The organism is Marinobacter goseongensis, from assembly GCF_023156235.1.
In the GTDB taxonomy this organism is placed as follows: Bacteria; Pseudomonadota; Gammaproteobacteria; order Pseudomonadales; family Oleiphilaceae; genus Marinobacter; species Marinobacter goseongensis.
Window position 1 is genome coordinate 109,570 of sequence record NZ_JAKZAI010000005.1, and the last position, 22,649, is coordinate 132,218.

Sequence of the window (22,649 nt, forward strand, 5' to 3'; positions counted from 1 at the left end):
CCTTTCCTTGAGTGAGGGAACCGTTCCACAAGGGTAGGACACATTTTACGATCTTGCCGAATATTGGCATCGTCGCTTGCCGGGGCGCAGATGGGCAGCAGCAGCGGGTTTGGAAAGGGAGAGAGCTGGCGCTCAGAGAAGGGATTCAGGCTTAGCGGTGGGTCGGTGAGAACAGGGGCATTATCTGCCCCCGGGCACCGGCTACATCAATTGCTTTTCAGGTTGATCTGCTTCGAACCTGTAGAGGCGAATTGTCCACTTTTACCTTTGCCAACGTACTCAACAACGCCTCCAGCCTTTAAAAACGCTGCGGTTTGCTCTTCGATCGTGGCGGTTGTTAACGTCGCTTTTGCGGGTTTCTTGCTCATGGTAGTCCCCTGGTTGCATGCCGGCTTGCTCGCCAACAACAGTTGGCCAGTATAGCTGAAACCGGGAAACATTGCTGGAGTATGTGGCCGCACCGGTCCATTTTGCGGTTTAATGCGGCAGACACCCATTTGCCTGCAGATGCTCCCTCACTATGCGCACTGTCACATCGCCCGAGCAAACCATCTCCGAAGCCGAGATCGAGCATGCTGTCCGCGAGGGCATCAGACGCTACTTCGACGACTGTCGGGCACGGGTGCCGACGTTTATCGATCGCCACTTCCATTACCCCGGCGCCATCACCACCAACCGCAGGGCGTTGGGTTGGGACATGTTGCGGGCACCGATCAATCTGCTGTGGGCACCCATATATGCCCTGGCCTGCCTGACGAAGATTCTGCTGCCACGACGAACAGGTCTCATATGGCTGCACAGCCTGGCTGATCGTGTGCCGGCTGGGTTCACCACCCGGGTACAGCATCACATCTCGCAGCTGATCCTCGTGGAGTTGCTGAACAATGGTCAGGAGAGCCCGCTCATTGAGCGCTACCTGGTTGAGGCCCTGGAGGCCGTCTATGACCGCCACAATTGCGAGTCAATCGACCACCAGAAGTTCAGCGAGCTGGTACACCCTCTGATCGCAGACACCCTCAGCCAGTACCGGGTGACTCGAACGGCCGCGGCCGATATCACCAACAGTATTGGCTGCACCGTGCTTGGCGCGTTCGCGTTCCAGAAATTCACCCCCGGCGGCATTGGGCTCGGAGTGGTGCTTGCCTCCATGGTGGCGAAGACGCTGGCTGCCAGAGACTTTATCCTGGGCGAAACTATCGGCGGATGGTACTACAGCGTATTCCCACCGGAACCTTCACTGGCAACAACCGCCAGCGTTATGGTCGCGGTGATGGCAGCCCTGGCAGCGTTTGCGGCCTTATCCGGTGTGATTTTCGATCCCGTTCAGGCGGCGATCGGTCTGCATCGCCGGCGCCTGCACAAACTTCTGGATCACCTTCAGCAAGACGTGACACTGAGCACCCAAAACAGCTTTCGGCCAAAGGATCAGTTCGTAGCGCGGATTCTGGATACGTTCGATATGGTCCGATCAGGTTTTTTGTAGGGCAAGAACAACGCAGGAGAGCCCACTGGAACGTTTCACCTGAACCAACTGTAATTGTCGAACAACTCGTTGTGTGGCACGTTGAGAGGTGCAGTTACGTAATAGCGAAATGACTTGCTGCTATTGCGGTATTCAGTTCGACTCAAATTCACGGAAAAAGGATGACCGAGATGAACAACGATACTCTGGAAGGTAACTGGAAGCAGCTCAAAGGCAAAGTAAGAGAACACTGGGGCAAGCTGACCGACGACGACGTCGAGGAAATCGCGGGCCGCAAAGATCACTTTATTGGCAAAATTCAGGAAAAGTACGGCCTCAAGAAAGACGAGGCAGAGAAAGAGTGGGACAAACTCACTAAATAAACCTTGCCGGAGCCAGGGATACGGCTTCGTTTTTGTATCCCTGGTGCGTCGCAACCAGCAGACCCTCCGAAACCCGCCTCACCAACCAGGCGCACCAAGACGGCAGCCAGTGAGATTGGGCCCCCTGATCAAATGTCCTCGACAACCTTGCCGACCTTCTGCTCTGCGTTCTGCAAAGCGTCGGAGAGTTTGTCGAAGACATCGTTAAAGCCTTCCTTCATGGACTCCCAGGTGAAATCGGCGCTGTCCTCCATGCGCTCGTGCCATTCAGTGATCCGGGCCCGTTCCCGGTGCAGGGACGCCAGCGCAGTCTGCGCCTGGGCGCGGGCGATCTTGTCGGCCTCCTGCCAGTCGGTCTCCAGGCGGTCTTCCAGGGTCGCGATACGGTCATCAATGGCGCCGAGCACGTCCTTGATGTCAGTCATCAACCGTTCCCGACGTTCGGCGCTAAAATCCGCCAGCTCCTCATCGAGCTGTTGCATTTGCTCGCGCAAGGACTCCACCGCCATTTCGCTGTCATCTTTGGCGGCCTGTGCCAGTGGCATCATCAGGACCAGTAGCAGAGCACTGGCCAGCAATCGCATCGGAGTTATCAAAACCGGGTACCTCTTCTGGATCAACATTTACGTCCCATGTACGATGATACCAATCGGAAGCCTTCTCCGCATGGAGACATGACGTAATGGTCACCAACCTGCCCTTTTCCCAAGCTTGTGAGAACAACAAATCGCCGATCCTCGAGAAGCTCCGTGAGATCTTCGACACCCCGGGCATCGTTCTCGAAGTGGGCACCGGCACCGGCCAGCACGCCGTGCATTTCGCCACCGCCATGCCTCACGTACAGTGGCAACCGACCGACCATCCCGACGCGGCGGGAACCTGTCGTCCCCGGCTGGCGCAGGCGTCGTTGCCCAACATCCTGCCAGTGATCGACCTCGACGTCGGCTCGGCCCAATGGCCTGTTGAGGCCTTTACCTGGGCCTTCTCAGCCAACACTGCCCACATCATGTCGTGGCCGGAAGTGGAACAGATGTTTCGAGGTATTGATGAACGCCTGTCAAAAAACGGTGCATTCTGCCTGTACGGTCCGTTCAACCACCAGGGCCGGTTCTCCAGTGACAGCAACCGACAGTTTGATCAGCACCTGCGGGCCCGCGCCGCCCACATGGGCATCAGGGATCTGGAGGACCTCTGCGCGCTGGCGGGGACGGTGGGCCTTACACTGGCGGAGAATTACGCCATGCCGGCAAACAACCGGTTACTGGTGTTCAAACCAATCCGTTCGACTGGAGCCACTGGCTGATCTGCGCCTGATTCATGGCACCACTCTGACGGGCCACCTCGCGGCCATTCTGAAACAGGATCAGCGTCGGGATGCTGCGAATACCAAATTGGCCAGCCGGCCCGCGGGCCTGTTCGGTGTTCAGCTTGGCAAAGCGCACCTTGCCCCGCCAGGCTTTCGCCGCCTGCTCGAACTGCGGCGCCATCACCTTGCAGGGGCCACACCAGCTGGCCCAGAAATCCACCAGCACCGGCACATCACTGCGCGCGGTATGGGCGGCAAAGCTCTGGTCACCCAGCTCCAGAACCTGATCCGGCCACAACGGCTGCTTGCAGGCACCGCAATTGCCGCCGGATGACAGCTTGTCCGCGGGCACGCGATTCACTTTGTGGCAATGGGGGCACACGAGGTGTCGGGTGTCAGTCATGGTGAGTCGGTCTCTGAGTCGCTGTTGGAGAGAATAATCTGGGCACATGGAGAGAATTCAAGCGCCCGGGTTCCCCACCCTTTTATTATGCACCCACTGCCCCAACTATACTGATAATTGCCACTAGAACACCTTTCAGGAAGTCTTAATGAACGCTATTTTCAAGCAATTCCTTTTGGTCTCCAGCATCTATCTATTAGCACCCTCGGCTGACGCCTTTAGCCTCAGCAACACTATTTCCAGCGGAACACAAGCGATCTCCTCGGCAACGGAAGTCACTGGTGAAACGCAGCAACTGGTCGGTCAGCTCCAGAATCAGCTAGGTGTTACCAAAACGCAGGCGATGGGCGGTACCTCTGCGCTATTGCAACTGGCGAAAAATCAGCTCAGCCCAGACTCTATCGGCACCCTGACCAACAAAGCGTCGGGCCTGTCCAGTCTGATGGGCGGTGGTGGTAGCCTGAGCAGCAGTCTGCTGTCCAATGTCTCGTCCATGGACAGTGTGCAATCGGCTTTCTCCGCGCTGGGTATGGACAGCGCCATGATCCAGCAGTTTGTACCGATCGTGATGGACTTCCTGGGCGATCAGGGCGTTGGTTCGTCGTTACTGGGCCAATTGCAAAGTCTTTGGGCACCTGCTGGCTGATTGGGGCAGTCGCAAGAACAGCGTTGAGACCAACCCATGACCATCGACCGTGAACGCCTGGCAGCGCTTGCTGCCGAGCCCCACTTTTACCGGGGCAAATACAGAAACCTGGAACGCACAGAGCAGCATGGCCTGGGGGATTTCCTGCGCTGGCAACTGGCGCCCGGCCGCCGTTTTCCGCCGGGTAAACGCTATACCCTGCTGCGCCCGGATGGCCACCTGCTGATGAGTCCGCCAGAGGCCCCCCAGCTGACGTGGCTGGGGCATGCCTCGTTTCTGTTTCAACACAAGGGCCTGAACGTGCTGACCGACCCGGTGTTGTCGGACCGTGCCAGCCCCTTCCGGTTAATCGGGCCGAGGCGCTTCACGCCACCCGCCCTGACGGTGGCGGACATGCCGCCGATCGACCTGGTACTGATTTCCCACAATCACTACGACCATCTCGACGAGGCAACGGTGCGCCAGTTGCACCGACGGTTCGGGTCTGACCTGCGCTTTTGCATTCCCATGGGGCTGCGCCGCTGGTTCGAAAAGCGTGGCATTCATAACCTGGTGGAGCTGGACTGGTGGCAATCCGCGCCGCTGACCGGCAACAGCGAGGTGTTCTGCCTGCCGGCTCAGCACTTCAGTGGACGAACACCCACCGACACCAACGCCTCGCTCTGGTGTAGCTGGCTTCTGGAGATGGACGGCTTTCGGCTCTATTTCGGTGGTGATACCGGTTATGGCAGGGTGTTTCGCCACATCGGCGAGCTGTTTGCGCCCATTGACCTGGCGCTGCTCCCCATCGGTGCCTATGACCCGCGCTGGTTCATGGCCCCGGTGCACGTGGCGCCAGAGGAAGCAGTGCGGATTCACCAGGACATTGGCGCCCGCCAGTCGGTCGCCATGCACTGGGGCACATTCGTGCTCACCGATGAACCCATGGACGAGCCACCGCGGCGACTGCGGCTGGCGCTGGAAAGGCAGGGCTTGAATGAGTCGGCATTTCGGGTGATGCAGCACGGGGAGGTGTGGTCGCCGCGCGCCAGACTATAGCCTGATGAGCCCTTTACCCTGAGCGTGCAGCCAACGCCGCCAGTCCGAACCCAGCATGGTCAGGCCACCAAGGTAATTATCATCCACCAGATAATAGGAGAGCGTGCGATCACCCCGGTTGAAGTTGTGCATCAACCGCACCAAAAAGTTTCGCCGGGTCGGTTTGGACAGAAGAAAAAAGACAAACTCGCCGGACTGCGCTCGCAGGCTTCCGTGCCCTGCCATCTCGGAATGCCGCCACTTGTTACTGGACAGTTTCAAGAATTCGTCGATGTCTGTTAAACGGTCCTGATCAAGGGCTTGAGCGACGACCCAACGATTGACCGGGTGCGGTTCAAAATACAACCCCGATTCGTCACGCTCCAGCATCTCCATCTGCTCGGCAAGCCCCTCATTGAGCCAGGCAGGCGCATAGGGAACGATGGTATCAACAACCGCGTGACTCACCTCATGCTTGATCGTCCTGAAAGTCAGGCCTCGGTCTTCCTGCATGTAAACGACGATTTGATGCTCAGAGGGGATATACAGACCGTAAGACGCCACGCCCAGGCCTCTGTCATTGCGAACCAGGTAGTTCCGGTAAACGGTGTGATCTTTCAAAATCAATATATTGACCGGCACCGTCCGGTACATATCAAAAGACATCACGCGGTCGAAAAACTCATAAACATTATTTACACCGTCAACAATGTTCTGGTTTTCTTCGTCACTCAGCTCGACGTCCACCGTTTCAACTTTAATATCAAAACGCGACCAGTCCGATGCCGTTGGCCTCACGTTGACCACTTCCTGCTCAACGCGATGATCCTGTCGGTCGCTGAAGTGAACCTTCCCGTTCTCATCTACCCATTTATAAATCTTTGCGCTGCCAGAGTTCGCAACGATCATGAGAATCGAAAACACAAGGGCTGGACTGACGGCTTTCCCTGACCTTTTAAACACTGCGCGTTACCCAACCAAGACATGGAATAGTGATGACCAGTAGCGAAAAGGTACAGTGAAAGACTCGCCCTGCCAATACAAACCACCGCAGACTGAATTGATCAAACCGGCAGACGATAACGCTGATCCCGCCACGGCTCACTAGCGACGCCTGGCTGACTAGTGTAGAGACATCAGTTTGTCGACCACCTCAACAAGTGTCTCGCCAGTGACGTCGGCGGGTAGAAAGACATCTCCGGGCCTGCACTCAAGGCGTGCACACCAACCCGACAGTGCACCGGCCCGTTTCGCGCCATGGCAATCCCAGGCATGCACGGCAACCAGTGCCAGGCGATCGATAGGCGTATCCAGACGTTTGGCGGCGAAACGGTAAATGTCCGGATGAGGCTTCCAGACACCCGCATCCTGCGCAGTAACTACGTGATCAACAAATCCGGCAAGCCCTGCCCCCTCAAGAAAGCGGCGTGTTTTGTCAGGGCTGTTAACAGTCAGGCAGCCAACGATCACCCCCGCCTCCGAGATTTTCTTCAGTGCTGGCGCGGCGTCGTCGAAAGTGGGCAGCGTAGAGAAGCCGTCAACGACATACTCAATATCACGCTCACTGAGCATATATTTTGTTTCCGTGCGGAGTGATTCCCGTGCAACGGCATCGAAGGGTGCCGTATCACCGGCGAGGGTCAGTGCCATGGCGTCACGTTGAAAGCGCAGGAACCAGGGCTCCAGGAGTATCGCTGGCTGGCCAACCTCTTCCAGCCGGGTTGCCAGTGGATGCAGATCAATCAATGTCTCAAGGACATCAAATAAAACGACGTTCGGTGGGCCAGCCATGACGAGCCTCCCTATGCCGTTGTTGATTTAAAAAAGTGTAGCTCAGGTTATCGCAGTATGCTGTCCCTACCTTTTTCTTGTTAACTTTTTATTGAATGATACTGACGCAGGGTAGACATGATGACCGGCTCGCCGAATCTACCTATGTCACGAATCTGAAAGGCAGGGGGACCTCGGCTTATGGAAACTACAGATATCTTCCTGGCACTGCTCTTCGGCTGTGTCGGTTTCGGGTACTTCATGCACGGGCGGCGCACGCAGAACATCGTCACCCGTTACTGCGGCATAGCGATGATTCTGTACCCATACCTTGCGAGCAGCACCTGGGAACTGTTGGCGGTGGGTGTCGGGCTGATACTGGCCCCACGGTTTATAGAGATTTAGAAGAGATCGGGAGAGCCGCGGGCAGAAAGACATGTCAGACCCTTTGACGGCCACCCGTCCGACCGTACAAACTCATATCGGAGTCTCCCACACGGCGAAATAGTGAGCGCACCTCCAATGCCTGAAAAAGTGAAAACCAGGGTTCTCTTCCATTCCAAATGCCTGAACATATACCTTGTGCGATATCCCGAGGGCCACAGCGTAGGACGCCACGTCGACATGGTCTCCGAAGGCCCGCTGTACAAACTTAACTGGGTTCTCGCCAAGCCCGGGGCCGGAGGCGAATTCATCTGTGAGAAGACTATGTTTAATCTCTTCGGGAGGCTATATCTCTTTCGCCCGGATCTTTACGAGCACCGCGTGTCAACAATTGAACGCGGGAATCGCTGGTTGTTGAGCTTTGCGCTAACCCCCGGTTAACGTGGTGCAACTACACAGGCGGTCTGCACCGCTCGCGGGCAGACCGCTTTGAAAGCTCAAGACCTCAGGCTTCGTTCGCCTTACGATAACTGCCCTGGTAATCAAACACCCGTTCCTGCACCTGCCAGAAATGCTTCTGCTTGCGGGCAATCACGAAATCCGGGGCCGGCAACAGGGCCTGGTTTTCCAGCACCTCATCCACCCTGCTGAACGTTTGCGGGGCCCGGCCGTTCGCGAAACGACGCCCGAACAGCTTGTTAAACACATGACGCTGCGCCGGCTTGCTGAAATCAAACGACTCGCGGAGTTCCTCCCCATCTTCACCGTGATAGGTGATCCTCAGCTTGCGGCCATCCACCGTTAACGCAATCCCGGCGCAGCGGATCACCATGGCATTCTTGAGTTTCAGTGCGTCCCGTAGCTGATCATCCGGGTCGATGATGGCGTTGCGGCACTGGTGGCAGTTGCGGGCGGCAATATCGTTCTCGCCACCGCAGTGGGGGCACTCCTTGAACCGGAAACGGTAATCGCACTGTTGCGGCCGCCCGTTCTGCACGGCAGGATTTTCGGCATCTGCAGTCTCAATCAGCCCCTGACATCGACGCCCGTAATGCTCGATCACATGGCCGTCATCGTCGGTTTTGCCCCAGAAGATATTGGCAAACCCACAGCCCGGGCAGAACACCTGCACCGGCTCACTGTCCGGGTTGGGTTTCGGCTCCCCTACCTCCGGGTGATGCAGGTTCATAGGGTTGCCCGCGTAATCAATCACCAGGCAATCCGGCTTGCCTTCGTCCAGGCGAAGACCGCGGCCGACAATCTGCTGATACAGGCTGACCGACTGGGTAGGCCGAAGAATGGCGATAAAGTCCACATGGGGCGCATCGAAGCCTGTGGTGAGCACAGACACATTCACCAGATACTTCAACTGCCGTTGTTTGAAACGCCGTATCAGCGAGTCCCGATCCTTCAGATCGGTCGCGCCGGTCACCAGAGCGGTTTCGTCTTCCGGCAGATAACCGGTGATTTCCCGCGCATGGTCCACCGTGGCCGCAAAGATCATCACCCCCTTGCGCTCAGCCGCCAGCTCCATCACCTGCTCAATGATGGCTCGGGTCACCCGCTGGTGTTTGCCCAGCAGCTGGTTGACGTCTCTCTCGGTGTATTCGCCAAAGCGGTCCTGCGCCAGTGCGGAGAAATCGTATTGCGCCACCGCAGCGTTCACCAACTCAGGCCGGGTGAGATACCCGCGATTGATCATGTAGCTCAGCGGCAGCTCAAAAATGCAGTGCTGAAAGGGCTTGTCCTCTTCACTTCGAACAAAGCCCCGATAGTGATAGCGATAGATCCAGCCCATGGCCAGTCGATAGGGTGTGGCGGTCAGCCCCAGCACCTTGAGGGAATCATTCTGCCGCCGCAGCAGCTCGATGATTCGCTGATACTGGCTGGTGTCCTCACCACTGACCCGATGGCACTCATCGATGATCACCAGCGAGTATTCATCCCGGAACTGATCCAGATTGGCCGATACCGACTGCACACTGGCAAAGGTTACCTGGTGCCGGCTTTCCTTGCGCTTCAGTCCGGCGGCGAAGATGCCGCCGGTCAACCCATAGCTCTGGTATTTGGCGTGGTTCTGCTCCACCAGCTCTTTGACGTGAGTCAGCACCAGAATCCTGCGCCGGGCGAGGCGGGCCAGCTCGGCAATAACCAGACTTTTACCCGCACCGGTGGGCAGCACGATGACCGCAGATTCATCGGACTGGCGGAAATGGTTCAGCGTGGCCTCAACCGCTTCCTGCTGGTAAGGCCGCAGCGTGAAAGGCGCCGTCATGTTGCAGGGTTTAATCGATCAATGATGCCCACCCGGCCCATGGGCGTGGCCGTGAGCAATCTCTTCCGCATCGGCGTCCCGCACTTCGATGACTTCAATATCGAAGGTCAGGGTTTTACCCGCCATCGGATGGTTGGTGTCGACATCCGCAAACTTGAGGCCGACCTTGGTGACCACCACATGGCGCGGGCCCTGCTCGGTTTGCACCTGGGCGACCATGCCCGGCTTCCAGCGTTTGGCGCCCATCAAATGCTTGACCGGCACGCGCTGCACCGCATCGCCTTTGCGCGGACCATAGGCTTTTTCCGGCGTGACGGTAACGCTGAACGTATCGCCGGCTTCGCGACCTTCGAGGGCGTCTTCCAGCCCCTGGATAATGCCGCCGTGGCCGTGCAAATAGGCGTTCGGCTCGCCACCACGGGAGTTTTCCACTTCCTTGCCCTGCTCATCACGAACGCTGTAATGAAACAGGACCACCTGGTTTTTTTCGATTGGCATAAGGTTCTCTGCGATGGTTCAAAGTGCGCCATTATAGCCAGTAGCGACGCAGACTTCAGGGATAGAAAACCAGAACCTCCGCGATTTTCAGCCAGCTACCAGACAAGCGGCTGCAAAGACCTCGACAGATCAAAGCCCAATTGCTGCCGCAAAGCGCTCGCCTCCGGCGCCATAAGCAGCCAACCCAGAGCACCCACATTGGACAGAACCGCCAGCCAGAAAACGAACTGATAGCTGCCCTTCCGCGTTTTGTGCCGAAAAACCTGCTGGGCCAGAAGCGCACTGGGCCAGCCACAGCAAAGCTCGAAAAGGTGCAGCGTGTTCTCAGCGGTGCGTTGGGCACTTCGCTGCGCCGCCCGTTTATCGATCCAGTACATCACAAACAACACCAAACTGACTGCGCCGTAGACCGCCAGGATCGAGACCGGCAGATAGCCTTGATGGAACAGGCCAGCCTGAATGGCAAAGAACACCAGCACGAAGACAGCGGCCATCCAGACGCCTGAAGCGACACTGGCACCAACTCTCGCCACCCCGGCATACTGGAACCGCCCTGCCCTTGGCCGGCCCTGTTTATCCTTCATGAGGCTGTACGTCACCTTGCGATCGGAAACCGGCCGGCCACGGCCCGCGTAACTGCTGATATGGGCAAACACCCGTTCACCACCGCCGTCTGGTGTAATGAAACCAAACCCCTTGGTGTCATTCCAGGCGGTGAGCAGTCCTTTCTGGTTCAATGCACTTCTCCTTTCAGAGCGTTGTACCGGGCACACGCCTTATCCCTGTCTCTCAAAAGGCGCGGATCCCGATTGCCAAGCGCGGCAGCAATCAGGGAGTTGCAGTCCTGACGGGCCAGAGACAACTCCGAGGGAGGTTGAGGAGCACGCTGAGCACGGGGTTTTGGGGAGGGCTCTGGCTCCACGGTTCTTGCATCAGTTTTTGGCTCACTTCCAGTTTGACGGGGTGTTGGCAGCGGTGCGCTTTCCTCCCGCTGTTCAGGCATTCTTTTCGTGCCTATAGCCATAGCCTGTGAAGCAAAATCTGAAAAGGCATTCACGCCGATTGCACCCACCCCCAACAGCAATACCGTATAAACGGCCAGCTTGAGAAGTCCTCTATTGGAGCGGCCGGGCGCATGACCATAACGCTCGGCCACCAAACCTCTCACATGACGCGCATGGGCCTGATCGGTGGCGAATGATGCCTTGAGGCGACCGGCTGCCAACTTTTCCCGAACGTCCGCGACTTGCTCCGGGCTCAGCATCAATTCCGTGCGGGACTTTATGTAGCGAACATACCCCAGACCTTTGGTGACATTATCCGGCATGGGCGTTTTGAACGTACTGTCACCCACAAAAACCACTACCGAGTGCATTTGGTGATCGCCCAGTCCGAGCAGCGTTTGAAGTGTTTTTACGTGCTTGTAGTTCTGGTGTAGCGGATTCTGGAATTTGTGGTTGGAACGGTAAATCTTCTGGGTCCAGAAGCGCTGATGAGGGCCACCGAAAATCCACCCTTTCATATTCTTGGTTTCGACAACGAAAACTCCGAATTCCGACACCAGAACATGGTCGATCTGTGTGGTGCCGTCTTCCGTGGGGAGAGTCACGTTCTTAATGAGATGGTAGCGGGATTTATCAAGGAAACACCGAGCGGAGAAGTTGACAATGAACTCCCCGAACTTGCCCCTGAACCAAGATGACTTGATCAGCCCACTGACGATCAGAAGGGGGATCAGGTACCAAAGTGCAGCAATCAGTGGCTGAAAAGCCGGGCTGAAATCCATTTTACGGACGTCCTTGTTTTGCTTCCGTCAATCAGGCAGCCGAGAAACATAAATCATTGTTTCACTTTTCACCTCAGGATTTTTGTAACACCCTTTCTTACGCCACAGTACTCACAGATACCGCCCACCAGCACCAACCACCACTACGATCAACCCAAGAATCAGGTTGGTACCCACCAATTTGCGGATCTGCCCCACCTGGCGCCCGCCTTCCTGGGGATCCTGGTTTGCAACAGCCTGCTTCAGGCGGCGGAAAGGCGCAAAATAGACGTGGAAATACAGCAGGATCATCACGATCCCCAGCCCCTGCATCACGTGGATGTGCCAGCCAGCTCCCGCCATGCCGCCGAACACGCTGAAGATCATCCAGTAACCGGTCACCAGCAAAAGAATCACCGCCGCCCACACCCACCGGAAAAACCGGGACAGGGTGGCACACCAGAGCGCGCCCCGCTGTGAGGCATCAATCACCTCAATGACCGCCGGGCGCAGGGCCATGTAGGCGAAAAACATACCGCCAACCCAGATAACGGCAGAGAGAACGTGCAATGCGATGGCCAGACTCATAAAGCAACCCCGGAACAGATATGTGTGCGAAGAGCATAAGCCGCACCAGCGGCAACAAACAACAAGGCGCTCACCTGATAGGTAACGACGCTGACAACCCTGGCTTTACGTTTGCGGCCGCTCACGCCGCTGAGCGCGGGCCAGCCGACGAATTTCTTCCTCGCGCTCGTCCAGCACGCTCTGCACAAAACGGATGTGCTCACCCGCAATGCGCCTGGCATCCTCGGCACGGCCTTCCATGATCGCGTCGAACAAGGCCTGGTGCTGCGAAATCAGGGTGTGCCGGGCATCGCTGCGCAGTGCATACATGCCGCCAATATTGGTCACCACACTGCGTTTGAGCAGATCGAACAAACCGCGAATGGTGTGCAGCAGCACCAGATTGTGACTGGCCTGGGCAATCGCCAGATGAAAACGCGCATCGGCGGCGCCTTCTTCTTCCCGGCTTGCCTTGGGCTCGCGGGCATAGCAGGCCTGCAGCTCATCAAAGGCAAGCTGCAGTTGCTGACGATCAAGGTCCGTGGCGCGGTGGGCGGCGTAATAGGCGCAATCCGTTTCCAGCGTATGACGAAACTCCAACAGATCGCGGCGGGTTTCGGGCCGGCTTTCCAACAGGTTCATCAAAGGGTCGCTGAAGCTCGACCCCAGCGAGTCGCACACGTAATTCCCGCCGCCCTGGCGACTGATCACCAAGCCCCTGGCCGCCAGCTTTTGCAGCGCCTCGCGCACGGAAGGCCGCGAAACGCCAAATTGCTCCGCCAGGGCCCGCTCCGCCGGCAGGCGCTGGCCCGGCTGCAGCGTGCCTTCCAGTATTAAGGTTTCCAACTGCTCTACGATGTCGTCAGAGAGCCGGTGCTGGCGAATTTGCCCTACTTCCATTACCGATCCTTTGGTCTTACCAATGTACAAAAATCATAACCAACGACTCACTTATGATCAATAAAAATCCCCCTTCCTTTACCAAAACCCCATTAAGGGGTTTGACACCGCATTGATGCTTTTTTAATCTAGTGGGATAAAAATGATTAATTGGCCTTACCAATTTACTAAAACCTCTCCAGACCACGGGCTATCAGAGAGCCTTTGAGGAATCCGCGATGATCATTTCCGCCTCGACCGATTACCGCGCTGCTGCCCAGCGCCGCCTGCCCCCCTTCCTGTTTCATTATATCGATGGCGGCGCCTACAACGAGCACACCCTCAAGCGCAACGTCGCGGACCTCGCCGACATCGGTTTGCGCCAGCGGGTCCTCAAGAACATGGAAGACCTGAACCTGGAAACCAGACTGTTTGACGAGACCCTTAACATGCCAGTGGTTCTGTCACCCGTTGGCTTGACCGGCATGTGCGCCCGTCGGGGCGAGGTGCAGGCAGCGCGCGCGGCAGAGAGCAAAGGCATTCCCTTTACCCTGTCCACCGTCTCGGTCTGCCCGATTGAGGAAGTCGCACCGGCGATCAACCGTCCCATGTGGTTCCAGCTCTACGTGCTGAAGGACCGCGGCTTTATGAAGAACGCGCTGGAACGGGCCAGGGCCGCCGGCGTCAAAACCCTGGTGTTTACCGTTGATATGCCGGTGCCGGGCGCCCGCTACCGGGACGCGCACTCCGGCATGAGCGGCCCCAACGCGGCCATGCGCCGCTACCTGCAAGCCATGACGCATCCGCGCTGGTCCTATGATGTGGGCCTGCGTGGCAAACCCCACGACCTGGGCAACATTTCCGCCTACCGCGGAGAATCGACCGGCCTGGAAGACTACATCGGCTGGCTCGGCAACAACTTTGACTCTTCCATTTCCTGGAAGGATCTGGAGTGGATTCGCGAATTCTGGGACGGACCAATGCTCATTAAAGGCATTCTGGACGCGGATGATGCCCGGGATGCCGTGCGCTTCGGCGCGGACGGCGTGGTGGTTTCCAACCACGGCGGCCGTCAGCTTGACGGCGTTCCATCCACCGCGCGTGCACTGCCGGCCATTGCCGATGCGGTCAAAGGCGACCTGAAAATTCTGGTGGATTCCGGCATTCGAACGGGGCTGGATGTACTGCGCATGCTGGCGTTGGGTGCCGATTGCACCATGCTCGGCCGCGCCTACATCTACGCCCTCGCTGTCGACGGCCAGGCCGGCGTCAGCAATCTACTGGAGTTGATCGAGAAAGAAATGCGGGTCGCTATGGTGCTTACCGGCGCCAAATCCATCAGCGAGATCAATGCCGACCTGCTGGTCTCTGAATCCTAGCGGTATATAGCCCCCTCGGCCTTAGCTGCGTCCCCAGGGGGCAACACCGGCACCCCAGTGCCATCGGCAAAGCACTCGTCAGGTCAGGTCATCCAGTATTTCCTGCACATGCTCGGCCGGCTTGACCTTGCCGTAATGGCGCAGAATCAGCCCCTTCTCATCGATCAGAAACGATTCCCGGTTAACAGACATCACCTGTTTACCGTACATATTCTTCTCCTTGAGCACCTCGTACTGGTTCACCACCACTTCCTCCGGGTCTGCCAGAATCGGGAAGTTCAGCGATTCTTTGCGGGCGAACTTTTCGTGTGACTTGACTGTGTCGCGGCTGACACCGAGTACCTGCACGCCCTGACTGCTGAGCTCATCCAATCGATCCCGAAACTGCTGAGCCTCGGTGGTGCAACCGGGCGTGGCATCACGCGGATAAAAGTAGAGCAGCACTTTCTGACCCTGATAATCAGACAGCGTGTGCGCTTTGTTTTCCTGGTCGTGCAGCGTGAAATCGGGTGCCGTTTTGCCTTCCCAACCCATCGTGTTTTCCTCCATATTCAGTGATTTCTACCGGTGCATCTGCTCCGATTGTGGTGGTTTTTATGAAACCTGCGAATACGCCGACCTTACCCGCGTCATGACAAGGCGCGCATCCTCCGCTTTCATCCCGTGCTTGCGCAACTGCGGCATCACCATCGCCCCCACCTTGTAGCAGCGTGATGGGGCAATGCCGTGCTTCGAAAATACCTCTGCAATCGCTTGCGACCCGGCCTCCGGATTGGACTTTATCAGCTCGCCAATCTCGATCGCGCAAGCTTCTTCAGCGGGGTTTTCGGTGTGCTTGCTGCGGCGGATCAGAAACACCGCAACAACCACAAATAATCCAATAATGAGAAACTTCATCGCACTCTTGCCCTTGCCCGTTCGCCCAAACAGCAGTCCTCCACACTGTACCGTTTCAAAGGCCAACGCGCAGCCCCAAGAGACAACCGCCTCCCGAGTGGGACTCAATGCAATAAATAACCACAGGTCATTTACAATTTCTGACCACCCCTGTATGTTAAGTGACCATCGTTCACTTAAATGGAGCAGATCATGTCCTATGTGGTTATCACCGGCGCCAGTGCCGGCATCGGCGAGTGTTTCGCCCGGGCACTCGCGAGTGAAAAGCAGAACCTGATTCTGGTGGCTCGCCGGGAAGAGCGCCTGAATACCCTGGCCGCCGAGCTGAAGCAGCAGCATGGCATCGAGGCCGTTGTCCTGAAAGCCGATCTGGCAGATCAGGCCGACGCAGACACCCTGGCAAAACAGATCAATGAAGGCGGCTGGGCGCTGTCTGGCCTGATCAACAACGCCGGCTTCGGCGACCGCGGGGCGTTTACCGATCTTCCACTTGAACGCCAGCTGGCGATGATTCAGGTGAACATCACCTCCCTGGTCTCCCTGACCTGGCAACTGCTGCCCTCCCTGCGCAAACAGCCGGGGAGCTTTGTGATCAACGTGGCGTCCACTGCGGCGTTTCAGGCCGGGCCGAATATGGCGGTCTACTACGCCACCAAGGCCTTCGTGCTTTCCTTCTCCGAAGCCTTGCATGAAGAGCTGAGGGGGGCAGGCGTTGCCGTGAGCACGCTGTGCCCGGGCGCTACCGATTCCGAGTTCGCCCAGGAAGCCCACATGACCGACACCAAACTGTTCAAAGCCGGCGCCATGACGGCGGAAGCGGTGGTCCGGAAATCCCTCGCCCGGCGCCGAAAAGCCATTGTGATTCCGGGGCTGCGTAACCTGTTGATGATGTGGTCTGGTAAACTCTCGCCCCGAGCCGTGACACGACGGCTGGCCGGTTGGCTGCAGGCCTGATGCCGGCCAACACGCGAGAACATTGAGGTGGTTTTGAAGCACAGATTATGCGGCGGTAAACAACGCGCCCGGTCCGAATCGGACAAGGCGCAGCGGGAACAACAGATACTCGATGCGGCGGAAGGTCTGTTTCTGGAACATCGCTTCCACGGTCTGACCCTGGCGGATGTCGCCCGTGAAACCGGGCTCACCAAAGCCGCGCTGTATCGGTATTTCCGCAGCAAGGAGCTGCTGTTCATTGCCGTATACCGCCGGGCCATGACCGGATGGGCATCAGACGTGGAAGCGGTTGGCCAAGATGGTTTTCCCGACCAGTTTGTTGATCGCATTCTGGCCCATCCCGTGTTCTGCGGCCTGACCGCCATCCTGCACATTGCCCTGGAAACCGGCCTGAGCGAGGAAGAGGCCCGGGAATTCAAACTGTTCCTGCTGGCCCAGACCCGCCGCCTGACGGCCGTTATCGCCGCGGCGACCGGCCAGGAAGAAGCCGCCTGCCTGCGCTATCTGATGCAGTGCCAGCAGGCGTTGATCGGCTGCTGGCACATGTCCCACCCGCCGGAGCCGGCGCGCAAAGCGATGCAGGTGGAACCGTTGACCGTGTTTCAGGTGGAGTTTGCGGACACGCTCCGGCATCACCTGCGGGTTTTGACCGAGGCGTTTGGGGGAGGTGGGCCGAATGCCTTCTGTAGCGATGACTGCCGTGCAGGAAAACCGGGGTACCCGTTAACGAAGCAGAAACCAAAACACTAAGCCGGCACCCACGCAAAGAAGCACAGCGAAATGGACCGCCAGGTTCTTCCGCGCTGTTGGAGCGGGCTTTCTGCTGAAACTGAAGTAGTCCTCTCCAAACAGCCCAACGCCGCAGCCCTCACAGTAGTTTTTTGAGTAGGACACCCTGAGCGCCGATGGCTCAAACTTTTTCCGACAGCTGTAACAACTAGGCTTGATCATCTCGGGCTCCGGGCAAACAACTGGGCATCATGTTTTCATGGGTCATATACAGTGCGATTATAATCACGGACTCAACCAGACCCACTCAATTTTCGAACTCCAAGCCTCGGGCCTAACACTGTGAGCACTCTCCATCGAAGCAAACAAAGCCCAGACAGGCCAGTCCGCAAAGGCCTGCACCCGAGGAATCTGCACAATGGGGGCTACGACTTCCCTGCCCTCATAAAAAGCCATCCAGCGCTCGCCCCCTATGTGAAACCGAACGCCCATGGCGACCTTTCCATCGATTTCGCCGACCCGCTGGCGGTAAAAACCCTCAACGCCGCTTTATTGAACCGGTACTACCATATTGCCAACTGGGACATCCCAGAGGGCGCACTTTGCCCGCCGATCCCGGGCAGAGCGGACTATATCCATCACATGGCGGACTTACTGGGGATCGAGCCCGGGGCTGAACAGCCCAACATCAAATTGCTCGACATAGGCACGGGAGCCAACGGCATCTACCCGCTACTGGCCTGCCAGATTTACGGCTGGCAATGTGTCGGCAGTGACATCAACACCCCGTCCATTGAGAACGTCGCCGGGATCATTGCCCACAACCCCATCCTTAAAGACCGCTTCACGCTGCGCACGCAGCCCGATAAAAACCACATCTTTGAGGGGGTCATTCAAGCCGGGGAGTTCTTTGACGTCAGCGTCTGCAACCCACCCTTCCATGCCTCACTCGATGAAGCGCTCAAGGGCAATCAGCTTAAACGCAATAACCTGGCGCGCAGCCGCGGTGAGCAACGAGCAAAAACCGAATCCGCCATGCTGAATTTTGGCGGGCTGGGCGCAGAGCTGTGGTGCAAGGGCGGTGAACAGCTGTTTCTGAAAAAGCTGATCAGAGAGAGCCATACGTATTCCACGCAGTGCCGCTGGTTTACCAGCCTGGTTTCCAAAGCCGACAATGTAAAACCGGCAAAGAAATTGATTCGTAAACTCGGCGCTGTTGATGTACGGGAAATAGAAATGAAACAGGGAAACAAGATGACCAGGGTACTGGCCTGGACATACCTCTGAGCCGCTCCCGAGGTGACGCATGGTGAAGAGACCAGAAACCAGAGCTGTCCCGATCCAACGATCTTTCTGAAGAGGCCCCCCATGGCAAAGCCAAAACGCATCTATCTCGCCGGCCCGGAAGTCTTCTTCCCCGCTGAGGAACACCAGGCCATCGTCGCCGAGAAAAAACGCCTGCTCCGGGAAAACGGGTTCGAGGGCGTCGACCCACTGGACACGGCGCTGACATTTTCAGGTAATGAGGCAAAACTCAGGCGCGGCCATCGGATCTACCGGGCCAATCGTGAACTGATGGACAGCTGTGATGCCATCATCGCCAACCTGACACCCTTTCGCGGCATCAGCGCCGACCCGGGCACCGTCTTTGAGGTGGGCTATATGGCCGGACAGGGCAAACCCGCCTTCGGGTTTACCCTGGACAACCGATACTACCGGGATCGGGCAGGCGCCGCCGAACTGGACGAGCTGGGCCATACCATTGAGGACTTCGAGATGCGTGACAACCTGATGATCGAAGGCGGAATCCATGGTGCCGGCGGCCAGCTCTTCGTGGCCGAGCAGCCAGGCGAACACCGTTTCTTCTCGGCCGAGCTGTTCCGCCGCTGTGTGAGGGCCCTGGCCAATGTCTGACCAGTCTTCACTGCAAACTCTGTTAGACACCCTCCCCCAAACCGGCCACGTGGCCTGGATCGGCATCCGCCCCGCCCGTGGTGAGGCCATGGAGGCGCTCGACAGTGCAGCGGTCACCCCCGGCAAAGGCCTGGAAGGCGACCGGTTCAAAGGCCGCGAGACCAGCAAACGGCAAGTGACCCTGATCCAGAAAGAGCACCTGTACGCCATCGCCTCCTGCCTGCAGCGGGAGGCCATTGCACCCGGGGTGTTCCGGCGCAACATTGTGGTGTCTGGCCTGAACCTGCTGGCCCTGAAAGGCAAACGGTTCCGCGTCGGCAGTGTGGTGCTGGAGTACACCGGCCTTTGCCACCCCTGCAGCAAAATGGAAACCACGCTAGGGCCCGGCGGTTACAACGCCATGCGCGGACATGGGGGCATTACCGCGCGGGTGGTAAAGGCGGGGGACATTGCCCTTGGGGACAAGGTTCAGGTTTTGTGACTGGCTGACTCTTCACTGGGCGATCGCCATGGGTTCAAACCTCGACGATTCATGCCCACGCGGCGTGTTTGCGCTTCCAGTCACTTTTTAAAGAATCTTGGGTTTCGTTCAATAAAGGAATCAATCCAGCGTTCCAGAAACGATTTCCTGTCAGCATTCTTCAAATAGCGCCATCCCATTACGGCGATCACCAAGGCGCCGGTTGCATCCACGATGAGATCCCACATGGTATCCGTTAACCCGGACGGGTCACCAAGCATCGGCTTTTGCATATTCATGCCGAACACGCTGTCCATGGTGAACTCAAAAATCTCCCACAGCGCGCCCACACCCAGGGCAAACATGAAGGCAAAAAAGGCAACGAAGCCGGGCTTCATATGCACATGAATCTTCTCGGTCTCGTTCATGACATGCACCAGCAGAAAACCGAGAATGCCCAGCAGAAACCCTGACGTAGTGTGCAGAGCCATATCCCACCACCAGAACCGCGTGTAATAGTCGCGGATCTCTCCGAGAAACAGAGACGCAAAAACAAACGCGATGGCAGCCAGCTGCAGCTCAGGGGGGATGTGTATTCGGAAACGGCGTTCAAATAACAGCGGAAAAAAGGTGATGGCGATGATCATTGACGTCAGGAAGGCGGTGAACCAATTCTGGCTGAGGACGGCCAGGACAGTTTCACCCACCAGTATCAGCTGGAGAACCAACGTGATCCTTTGATGCGTTACTCGAATGCGCATAAGCTCTGAAATTCTTGCTCCACCAAACCGAATACTATCATTCTTCGGTGGAGAACTTCCTTTCGAAGCCGAGGCCATCGGGGACACAGAACGACTTGTCTGAAATCGAACAGTGCCTTGCCAGCGTAGTTATCTCCAGCGGGCAAATCACTGGCTGTATACCTCAGGCCTATTGATACCCGAATCGTCGCGACCCCGGAGTTCTGAAATGAAAAAGTACCTTGCCCTGTCCACCCTGATCATCGCATCGCCCGGCTATGCGCAATTCGCGCCTCAGGAGGGTATCAGCGGTGAAATCTCATTGAATGCAGGGGTTATCTCTTCAACGTCAAACTTTAACGTCGATGGCGATGCCACCATCAACTCCCTTGATAACAAGGCTCAAAGTGAGTCAGATGTCCTGATAGCGCCACTTGGCAACGTTGCCTACACCTTTGGCGAGAAACTGGAACAACAAATCTATTTTGGTACTACAAGGGAAGACATTGCGGTCGGCACCCTGGCCGTTCAGCTGGGATATAACCACAAACTCAGCTCCGGTACCGTCGTGGATATTTCCTTCTTACCGACGGTGATATCCGGAGAAACCTGGCAGAACCCCTATCAGCTCAACACAGCCAGAAAAGAGACCGACGTTGAAGGCAATGCCTACCGCCTGCAGTTGAAGAGCATCTCGGGATCCGGCTTCAGTGTCGATCTCGCCTACGCCACCTCAGATGTCGAGGACGATCTCAACGCCGGCACGGATCTGGCCCGCGATGCCAACACTTACTATGCCAAAGGCAGCTACCGCTTTACGGTATCGCCTACCAGCTTTGTCACACCGTCCGCCGTTTACATCCAACATGACGCTGATGGTAGCGCCAACAGCTTCGATTCCCATGGCGGCGAAATCAGCTGGGTCAATCTTCTGGGCCGGCAAAGCCTGGTGTTAACGGCGGGGTTCGCCAGTCGCGACTACGACAGCGCCAGTGCGCTGTTCAATAAAAATCGTTCGGATGACGAATTCAGCCTGTTCGCAGCCTACGAATACGCGGAATTCATGGGATGGAAAGATTGGTCGTTCATTTCCTTTGCCGGCTATGGCGACACCCAATCCAATCTGACTTTCTACGATGAGTCTTCCTATCTGTTTGCCGTTGGTCTCAACTACAAATTCTGAACAGGCCGGGTCTCGCTGTTTATTGCCCGATTGATCAAGCTCTGCTCGATTAAAAACTGAGTCTGTCATTGCGCGCCAGAAATCTGCTATTGAGGGTAATCCACAACAGGTTTGAATAAGCCCACGGTTCGCGTCCGGAAAATAATTCTTTCCCGGTTGCCCATTATCGAGTGGAAATGCCGTCGATCTCAGTCACCGTTTTGGCATCCGCCCGCTCAATAATTTTCACGAGGGTGGATTGAATCGTTTCATCTTCCCGGGCGTCACCGTCACTCACAAACGTTTGCTTCTGAGGATCGGCGCCCTCTTCCTCAGTATATGAAACAACGACGTCGGTGGCTGACTCCGGTGTTTTACCGGGGCCCGCTTTACCGAAGTACTCCAGCGAAACCAACGGGTAGCCGTGAAAGCCCTTCTTAACCTGCTTTGCAATGCGCTTCTTTGCTTTGTCCAAATGCATATTGGGGGCCTGTCGCGGATCGTGTTATCTGGGTACCGGATCAAACCGGCAGTTCAATAATCTCACCTACCACACTGTCTTTGCTCACCTGCAACCGCCCCACCGTGATCGGCAGAGTAAACCGTCGGGGCCCGGCGCTACCTGGATTGAAAGAAAGCACATCGCCAACCCACTCATTACGGGGTTTGTGGGAATGGCCGGCGATGACCACGCGGAAGCGGCCTTGCGGATCGAGATCGAGGGTTTTGACGTCGTGGAGCATGTAGAAAGCGTGGCCCAGAAATTCCAGCTCCTGAACATCAGGAAGGGTTGCTGCCCGACCGGTTTTGTCGATATTGCCACGGATCGCAACCACGGGCGCAATCGCCTCCAGTGCTTCCAGAACCTCGTCTCGCCCCACGTCACCGGCATGAAGGATCAGATCCGAGCCTTTCAAAACCTCCAGGGCTTCGGGACGCATTTTGCTGTGGGTGTCTGCGATCACTCCGATTTGCATGCTTACGCCCCTCATCGTTCCCATAAGAGTTCTAGAAGACTTCACTCAACATTAGCTCAGACATTACCATCGGCAGAGTATC

At 57.1% G+C, this 22,649-nt stretch carries 29 protein-coding genes; 13 read left to right on the forward strand and 16 right to left on the reverse strand.

The features are described from left to right. Positions 1 to 206: 206 nt before the first annotated feature. Positions 207 to 368 carry a hypothetical protein gene (locus tag MLC70_RS05585; RefSeq protein ID WP_248182100.1) on the reverse strand — a complete coding sequence of 54 codons (162 nt, stop codon included), beginning with the start codon at positions 366 to 368 and terminating at the stop codon, positions 207 to 209. A 152-nt stretch (positions 369 to 520) separates the two neighbouring features. On the opposite strand from MLC70_RS05585, the gene MLC70_RS05590 reads away from it, so the two are divergent. Then, on the forward strand, positions 521 to 1,483 hold the full coding sequence (locus MLC70_RS05590) for a DUF6635 family protein (RefSeq protein ID WP_248182101.1): 963 nt from the start codon (positions 521 to 523) through the stop codon (positions 1,481 to 1,483). Between the two features lie 170 nt (positions 1,484 to 1,653). After that, entirely contained in the window at positions 1,654 to 1,845 is a 192-nt protein-coding gene (locus MLC70_RS05595; protein WP_248182102.1) for a CsbD family protein, read from the forward strand. A 128-nt stretch (positions 1,846 to 1,973) separates the two neighbouring features. Here MLC70_RS05595 and MLC70_RS05600 read toward each other — a convergent pair whose 3' ends face one another. Further along, positions 1,974 to 2,441 carry a hypothetical protein gene (locus tag MLC70_RS05600; RefSeq protein WP_248182103.1) on the reverse strand — a complete coding sequence of 156 codons (468 nt, stop codon included), beginning with the start codon at positions 2,439 to 2,441 and terminating at the stop codon, positions 1,974 to 1,976. Between the two features lie 86 nt (positions 2,442 to 2,527). Between MLC70_RS05600 and MLC70_RS05605 the strand changes: the two genes are divergently transcribed. After that, a complete protein-coding gene (locus MLC70_RS05605) occupies positions 2,528 to 3,148 on the forward strand; it encodes a DUF938 domain-containing protein (RefSeq protein WP_248182104.1) in 621 nt (206 codons plus the stop codon). On the opposite strand, the gene trxC is transcribed toward MLC70_RS05605, so the two are convergent. Then, on the reverse strand, positions 3,114 to 3,554 hold the full coding sequence (gene trxC, locus MLC70_RS05610) for a thioredoxin TrxC (protein ID WP_248182105.1): 441 nt from the start codon (positions 3,552 to 3,554) through the stop codon (positions 3,114 to 3,116). The genes MLC70_RS05605 and trxC overlap by 35 nt on opposite strands. Positions 3,555 to 3,702: 148 nt before the next feature. On the opposite strand from trxC, the gene MLC70_RS05615 reads away from it, so the two are divergent. Further along, on the forward strand, positions 3,703 to 4,200 hold the full coding sequence (locus MLC70_RS05615) for a DUF2780 domain-containing protein (protein WP_248182106.1): 498 nt from the start codon (positions 3,703 to 3,705) through the stop codon (positions 4,198 to 4,200). 36 nt (positions 4,201 to 4,236) lie between these two features. After that, a complete protein-coding gene (locus MLC70_RS05620) occupies positions 4,237 to 5,238 on the forward strand; it encodes an MBL fold metallo-hydrolase (protein WP_248182107.1) in 1,002 nt (333 codons plus the stop codon). Here the strand turns inward: MLC70_RS05620 and MLC70_RS05625 are convergent. Together MLC70_RS05625 and MLC70_RS05630 are read right to left on the reverse strand one after the other, a co-directional pair. Further along, positions 5,233 to 6,126, reverse strand: coding sequence for a DUF4124 domain-containing protein (locus MLC70_RS05625; protein WP_248182108.1), 894 nt, complete (start codon positions 6,124 to 6,126; stop codon positions 5,233 to 5,235). The two genes, MLC70_RS05620 and MLC70_RS05625, sit on opposite strands and share 6 nt — an antisense overlap. 213 nt (positions 6,127 to 6,339) lie before the next feature. Further along, positions 6,340 to 7,008, reverse strand: coding sequence for an HAD-IA family hydrolase (locus MLC70_RS05630; RefSeq protein ID WP_248182109.1), 669 nt, complete (start codon positions 7,006 to 7,008; stop codon positions 6,340 to 6,342). A gap of 180 nt (positions 7,009 to 7,188) precedes the next feature. Between MLC70_RS05630 and MLC70_RS05635 the strand changes: the two genes are divergently transcribed. After that, positions 7,189 to 7,392, forward strand: coding sequence for a hypothetical protein (locus tag MLC70_RS05635; RefSeq protein ID WP_248182110.1), 204 nt, complete (start codon positions 7,189 to 7,191; stop codon positions 7,390 to 7,392). A 484-nt stretch (positions 7,393 to 7,876) separates the two neighbouring features. Here MLC70_RS05635 and radD read toward each other — a convergent pair whose 3' ends face one another. The 6 genes from radD to MLC70_RS05665 all read right to left on the reverse strand — a co-directional run bounded on the left by radD (position 7,877) and on the right by MLC70_RS05665 (position 13,376). Continuing rightward, entirely contained in the window at positions 7,877 to 9,646 is a 1,770-nt protein-coding gene (gene radD, locus MLC70_RS05640) for a DNA repair helicase RadD (protein WP_248182111.1), read from the reverse strand. Between the two features lie 18 nt (positions 9,647 to 9,664). Continuing rightward, the gene (locus MLC70_RS05645; RefSeq protein ID WP_248182112.1) at positions 9,665 to 10,144 is read right to left on the reverse strand and encodes an FKBP-type peptidyl-prolyl cis-trans isomerase; all 480 of its coding nucleotides are present in this window, start codon (positions 10,142 to 10,144) and stop codon (positions 9,665 to 9,667) included. A 95-nt stretch (positions 10,145 to 10,239) separates the two neighbouring features. Then, positions 10,240 to 10,881 (reverse strand): DUF1294 domain-containing protein, encoded by a 642-nt coding sequence (locus MLC70_RS05650; RefSeq protein ID WP_248182113.1) that lies wholly within the window; start codon positions 10,879 to 10,881, stop codon positions 10,240 to 10,242. After that, complete coding sequence (locus MLC70_RS05655; RefSeq protein WP_248182114.1) at positions 10,878 to 11,930, reverse strand: nuclease-related domain-containing protein; 1,053 nt, start codon at positions 11,928 to 11,930, stop codon at positions 10,878 to 10,880. The genes MLC70_RS05650 and MLC70_RS05655 overlap by 4 nt, the downstream gene beginning before the upstream one ends. A 111-nt stretch (positions 11,931 to 12,041) precedes the next feature. Next, positions 12,042 to 12,497, reverse strand: coding sequence for a CopD family protein (locus tag MLC70_RS05660; protein WP_248182115.1), 456 nt, complete (start codon positions 12,495 to 12,497; stop codon positions 12,042 to 12,044). Positions 12,498 to 12,602: 105 nt separating this feature from the next. Continuing rightward, entirely contained in the window at positions 12,603 to 13,376 is a 774-nt protein-coding gene (locus tag MLC70_RS05665) for a GntR family transcriptional regulator (RefSeq protein ID WP_248182117.1), read from the reverse strand. A 218-nt stretch (positions 13,377 to 13,594) separates the two neighbouring features. Between MLC70_RS05665 and lldD the strand changes: the two genes are divergently transcribed. Continuing rightward, complete coding sequence (gene lldD / locus MLC70_RS05670) at positions 13,595 to 14,734, forward strand: FMN-dependent L-lactate dehydrogenase LldD (RefSeq protein ID WP_248182120.1); 1,140 nt, start codon at positions 13,595 to 13,597, stop codon at positions 14,732 to 14,734. Positions 14,735 to 14,812: 78 nt separating this feature from the next. On the opposite strand, the gene bcp is transcribed toward lldD, so the two are convergent. Together bcp and MLC70_RS05680 are read right to left on the reverse strand one after the other, a co-directional pair. Continuing rightward, entirely contained in the window at positions 14,813 to 15,268 is a 456-nt protein-coding gene (gene bcp / locus MLC70_RS05675; protein WP_248182123.1) for a thioredoxin-dependent thiol peroxidase, read from the reverse strand. 60 nt (positions 15,269 to 15,328) lie between these two features. Continuing rightward, on the reverse strand, positions 15,329 to 15,631 hold the full coding sequence (locus tag MLC70_RS05680) for a hypothetical protein (RefSeq protein WP_248182125.1): 303 nt from the start codon (positions 15,629 to 15,631) through the stop codon (positions 15,329 to 15,331). Between the two features lie 192 nt (positions 15,632 to 15,823). On the opposite strand from MLC70_RS05680, the gene MLC70_RS05685 reads away from it, so the two are divergent. The 5 genes from MLC70_RS05685 to MLC70_RS05705 all read left to right on the forward strand — a co-directional run bounded on the left by MLC70_RS05685 (position 15,824) and on the right by MLC70_RS05705 (position 19,709). Next, positions 15,824 to 16,585 (forward strand): SDR family NAD(P)-dependent oxidoreductase, encoded by a 762-nt coding sequence (locus tag MLC70_RS05685; RefSeq protein ID WP_248182127.1) that lies wholly within the window; start codon positions 15,824 to 15,826, stop codon positions 16,583 to 16,585. 27 nt (positions 16,586 to 16,612) lie between these two features. Continuing rightward, positions 16,613 to 17,335, forward strand: a complete 723-nt coding sequence (locus MLC70_RS05690; protein ID WP_248182129.1) for a TetR/AcrR family transcriptional regulator — start codon at positions 16,613 to 16,615, stop codon at positions 17,333 to 17,335. A 321-nt stretch (positions 17,336 to 17,656) separates the two neighbouring features. After that, positions 17,657 to 18,601, forward strand: coding sequence for a 23S rRNA (adenine(1618)-N(6))-methyltransferase RlmF (gene rlmF, locus MLC70_RS05695; RefSeq protein WP_248182131.1), 945 nt, complete (start codon positions 17,657 to 17,659; stop codon positions 18,599 to 18,601). Positions 18,602 to 18,682: 81 nt separating this feature from the next. After that, a complete protein-coding gene (locus tag MLC70_RS05700) occupies positions 18,683 to 19,228 on the forward strand; it encodes a nucleoside 2-deoxyribosyltransferase (RefSeq protein ID WP_248182134.1) in 546 nt (181 codons plus the stop codon). Then, positions 19,221 to 19,709: an MOSC domain-containing protein gene (locus tag MLC70_RS05705; RefSeq protein ID WP_248182136.1), complete on the forward strand. Its 489-nt coding sequence runs from the start codon at positions 19,221 to 19,223 to the stop codon at positions 19,707 to 19,709. The genes MLC70_RS05700 and MLC70_RS05705 overlap by 8 nt, the downstream gene beginning before the upstream one ends. Positions 19,710 to 19,789: 80 nt before the next feature. Here the strand turns inward: MLC70_RS05705 and MLC70_RS05710 are convergent, their stop codons facing one another. Beyond that, the gene (locus tag MLC70_RS05710) at positions 19,790 to 20,449 is read right to left on the reverse strand and encodes a DUF2238 domain-containing protein (protein ID WP_248182137.1); all 660 of its coding nucleotides are present in this window, start codon (positions 20,447 to 20,449) and stop codon (positions 19,790 to 19,792) included. A gap of 208 nt (positions 20,450 to 20,657) precedes the next feature. Between MLC70_RS05710 and MLC70_RS05715 the strand changes: the two genes are divergently transcribed. Further along, entirely contained in the window at positions 20,658 to 21,611 is a 954-nt protein-coding gene (locus MLC70_RS05715; RefSeq protein WP_248182139.1) for a DUF2860 domain-containing protein, read from the forward strand. A 163-nt stretch (positions 21,612 to 21,774) separates the two neighbouring features. Here the strand turns inward: MLC70_RS05715 and MLC70_RS05720 are convergent, their stop codons facing one another. Together MLC70_RS05720 and MLC70_RS05725 are read right to left on the reverse strand one after the other, a co-directional pair. Further along, positions 21,775 to 22,071, reverse strand: a complete 297-nt coding sequence (locus tag MLC70_RS05720; protein ID WP_248182140.1) for a hypothetical protein — start codon at positions 22,069 to 22,071, stop codon at positions 21,775 to 21,777. A gap of 40 nt (positions 22,072 to 22,111) precedes the next feature. Beyond that, entirely contained in the window at positions 22,112 to 22,567 is a 456-nt protein-coding gene (locus MLC70_RS05725; RefSeq protein ID WP_248182141.1) for a metallophosphoesterase family protein, read from the reverse strand. Between the last annotated feature and the right edge of the window lie 82 nt (positions 22,568 to 22,649).

What these genes read in the sequence shown, in the direction of transcription:
- MLC70_RS05665 (WP_248182117.1), bottom strand. Translation starts at nt 13,376, where the DNA reads ATGGAAGTAGGGCAAATTCGCCAGCACCGGCTCTCTGACGACATCGTA.
- MLC70_RS05635 (WP_248182110.1), top strand. Translation starts at nt 7,189, where the DNA reads ATGGAAACTACAGATATCTTCCTGGCACTGCTCTTCGGCTGTGTCGGT.
- MLC70_RS05590 (WP_248182101.1), top strand. Translation starts at nt 521, where the DNA reads ATGCGCACTGTCACATCGCCCGAGCAAACCATCTCCGAAGCCGAGATC.
- MLC70_RS05715 (WP_248182139.1), top strand. Translation starts at nt 20,658, where the DNA reads ATGAAAAAGTACCTTGCCCTGTCCACCCTGATCATCGCATCGCCCGGC.
- MLC70_RS05680 (WP_248182125.1), bottom strand. Translation starts at nt 15,631, where the DNA reads ATGAAGTTTCTCATTATTGGATTATTTGTGGTTGTTGCGGTGTTTCTG.
- MLC70_RS05645 (WP_248182112.1), bottom strand. Translation starts at nt 10,144, where the DNA reads ATGCCAATCGAAAAAAACCAGGTGGTCCTGTTTCATTACAGCGTTCGT.
- bcp (WP_248182123.1), bottom strand. Translation starts at nt 15,268, where the DNA reads ATGGGTTGGGAAGGCAAAACGGCACCCGATTTCACGCTGCACGACCAG.
- MLC70_RS05605 (WP_248182104.1), top strand. Translation starts at nt 2,528, where the DNA reads ATGGTCACCAACCTGCCCTTTTCCCAAGCTTGTGAGAACAACAAATCG.
- MLC70_RS05720 (WP_248182140.1), bottom strand. Translation starts at nt 22,071, where the DNA reads ATGCATTTGGACAAAGCAAAGAAGCGCATTGCAAAGCAGGTTAAGAAG.
- MLC70_RS05705 (WP_248182136.1), top strand. Translation starts at nt 19,221, where the DNA reads ATGTCTGACCAGTCTTCACTGCAAACTCTGTTAGACACCCTCCCCCAA.
- MLC70_RS05630 (WP_248182109.1), bottom strand. Translation starts at nt 7,008, where the DNA reads ATGGCTGGCCCACCGAACGTCGTTTTATTTGATGTCCTTGAGACATTG.
- lldD (WP_248182120.1), top strand. Translation starts at nt 13,595, where the DNA reads ATGATCATTTCCGCCTCGACCGATTACCGCGCTGCTGCCCAGCGCCGC.
- MLC70_RS05725 (WP_248182141.1), bottom strand. Translation starts at nt 22,567, where the DNA reads ATGCAAATCGGAGTGATCGCAGACACCCACAGCAAAATGCGTCCCGAA.
- MLC70_RS05710 (WP_248182137.1), bottom strand. Translation starts at nt 20,449, where the DNA reads ATGCGCATTCGAGTAACGCATCAAAGGATCACGTTGGTTCTCCAGCTG.
- MLC70_RS05595 (WP_248182102.1), top strand. Translation starts at nt 1,654, where the DNA reads ATGAACAACGATACTCTGGAAGGTAACTGGAAGCAGCTCAAAGGCAAA.
- MLC70_RS05615 (WP_248182106.1), top strand. Translation starts at nt 3,703, where the DNA reads ATGAACGCTATTTTCAAGCAATTCCTTTTGGTCTCCAGCATCTATCTA.
- MLC70_RS05700 (WP_248182134.1), top strand. Translation starts at nt 18,683, where the DNA reads ATGGCAAAGCCAAAACGCATCTATCTCGCCGGCCCGGAAGTCTTCTTC.
- MLC70_RS05585 (WP_248182100.1), bottom strand. Translation starts at nt 368, where the DNA reads ATGAGCAAGAAACCCGCAAAAGCGACGTTAACAACCGCCACGATCGAA.
- MLC70_RS05685 (WP_248182127.1), top strand. Translation starts at nt 15,824, where the DNA reads ATGTCCTATGTGGTTATCACCGGCGCCAGTGCCGGCATCGGCGAGTGT.
- MLC70_RS05625 (WP_248182108.1), bottom strand. Translation starts at nt 6,126, where the DNA reads ATGATCGTTGCGAACTCTGGCAGCGCAAAGATTTATAAATGGGTAGAT.
- MLC70_RS05655 (WP_248182114.1), bottom strand. Translation starts at nt 11,930, where the DNA reads ATGGATTTCAGCCCGGCTTTTCAGCCACTGATTGCTGCACTTTGGTAC.
- MLC70_RS05620 (WP_248182107.1), top strand. Translation starts at nt 4,237, where the DNA reads ATGACCATCGACCGTGAACGCCTGGCAGCGCTTGCTGCCGAGCCCCAC.
- MLC70_RS05660 (WP_248182115.1), bottom strand. Translation starts at nt 12,497, where the DNA reads ATGAGTCTGGCCATCGCATTGCACGTTCTCTCTGCCGTTATCTGGGTT.
- radD (WP_248182111.1), bottom strand. Translation starts at nt 9,646, where the DNA reads ATGACGGCGCCTTTCACGCTGCGGCCTTACCAGCAGGAAGCGGTTGAG.
- trxC (WP_248182105.1), bottom strand. Translation starts at nt 3,554, where the DNA reads ATGACTGACACCCGACACCTCGTGTGCCCCCATTGCCACAAAGTGAAT.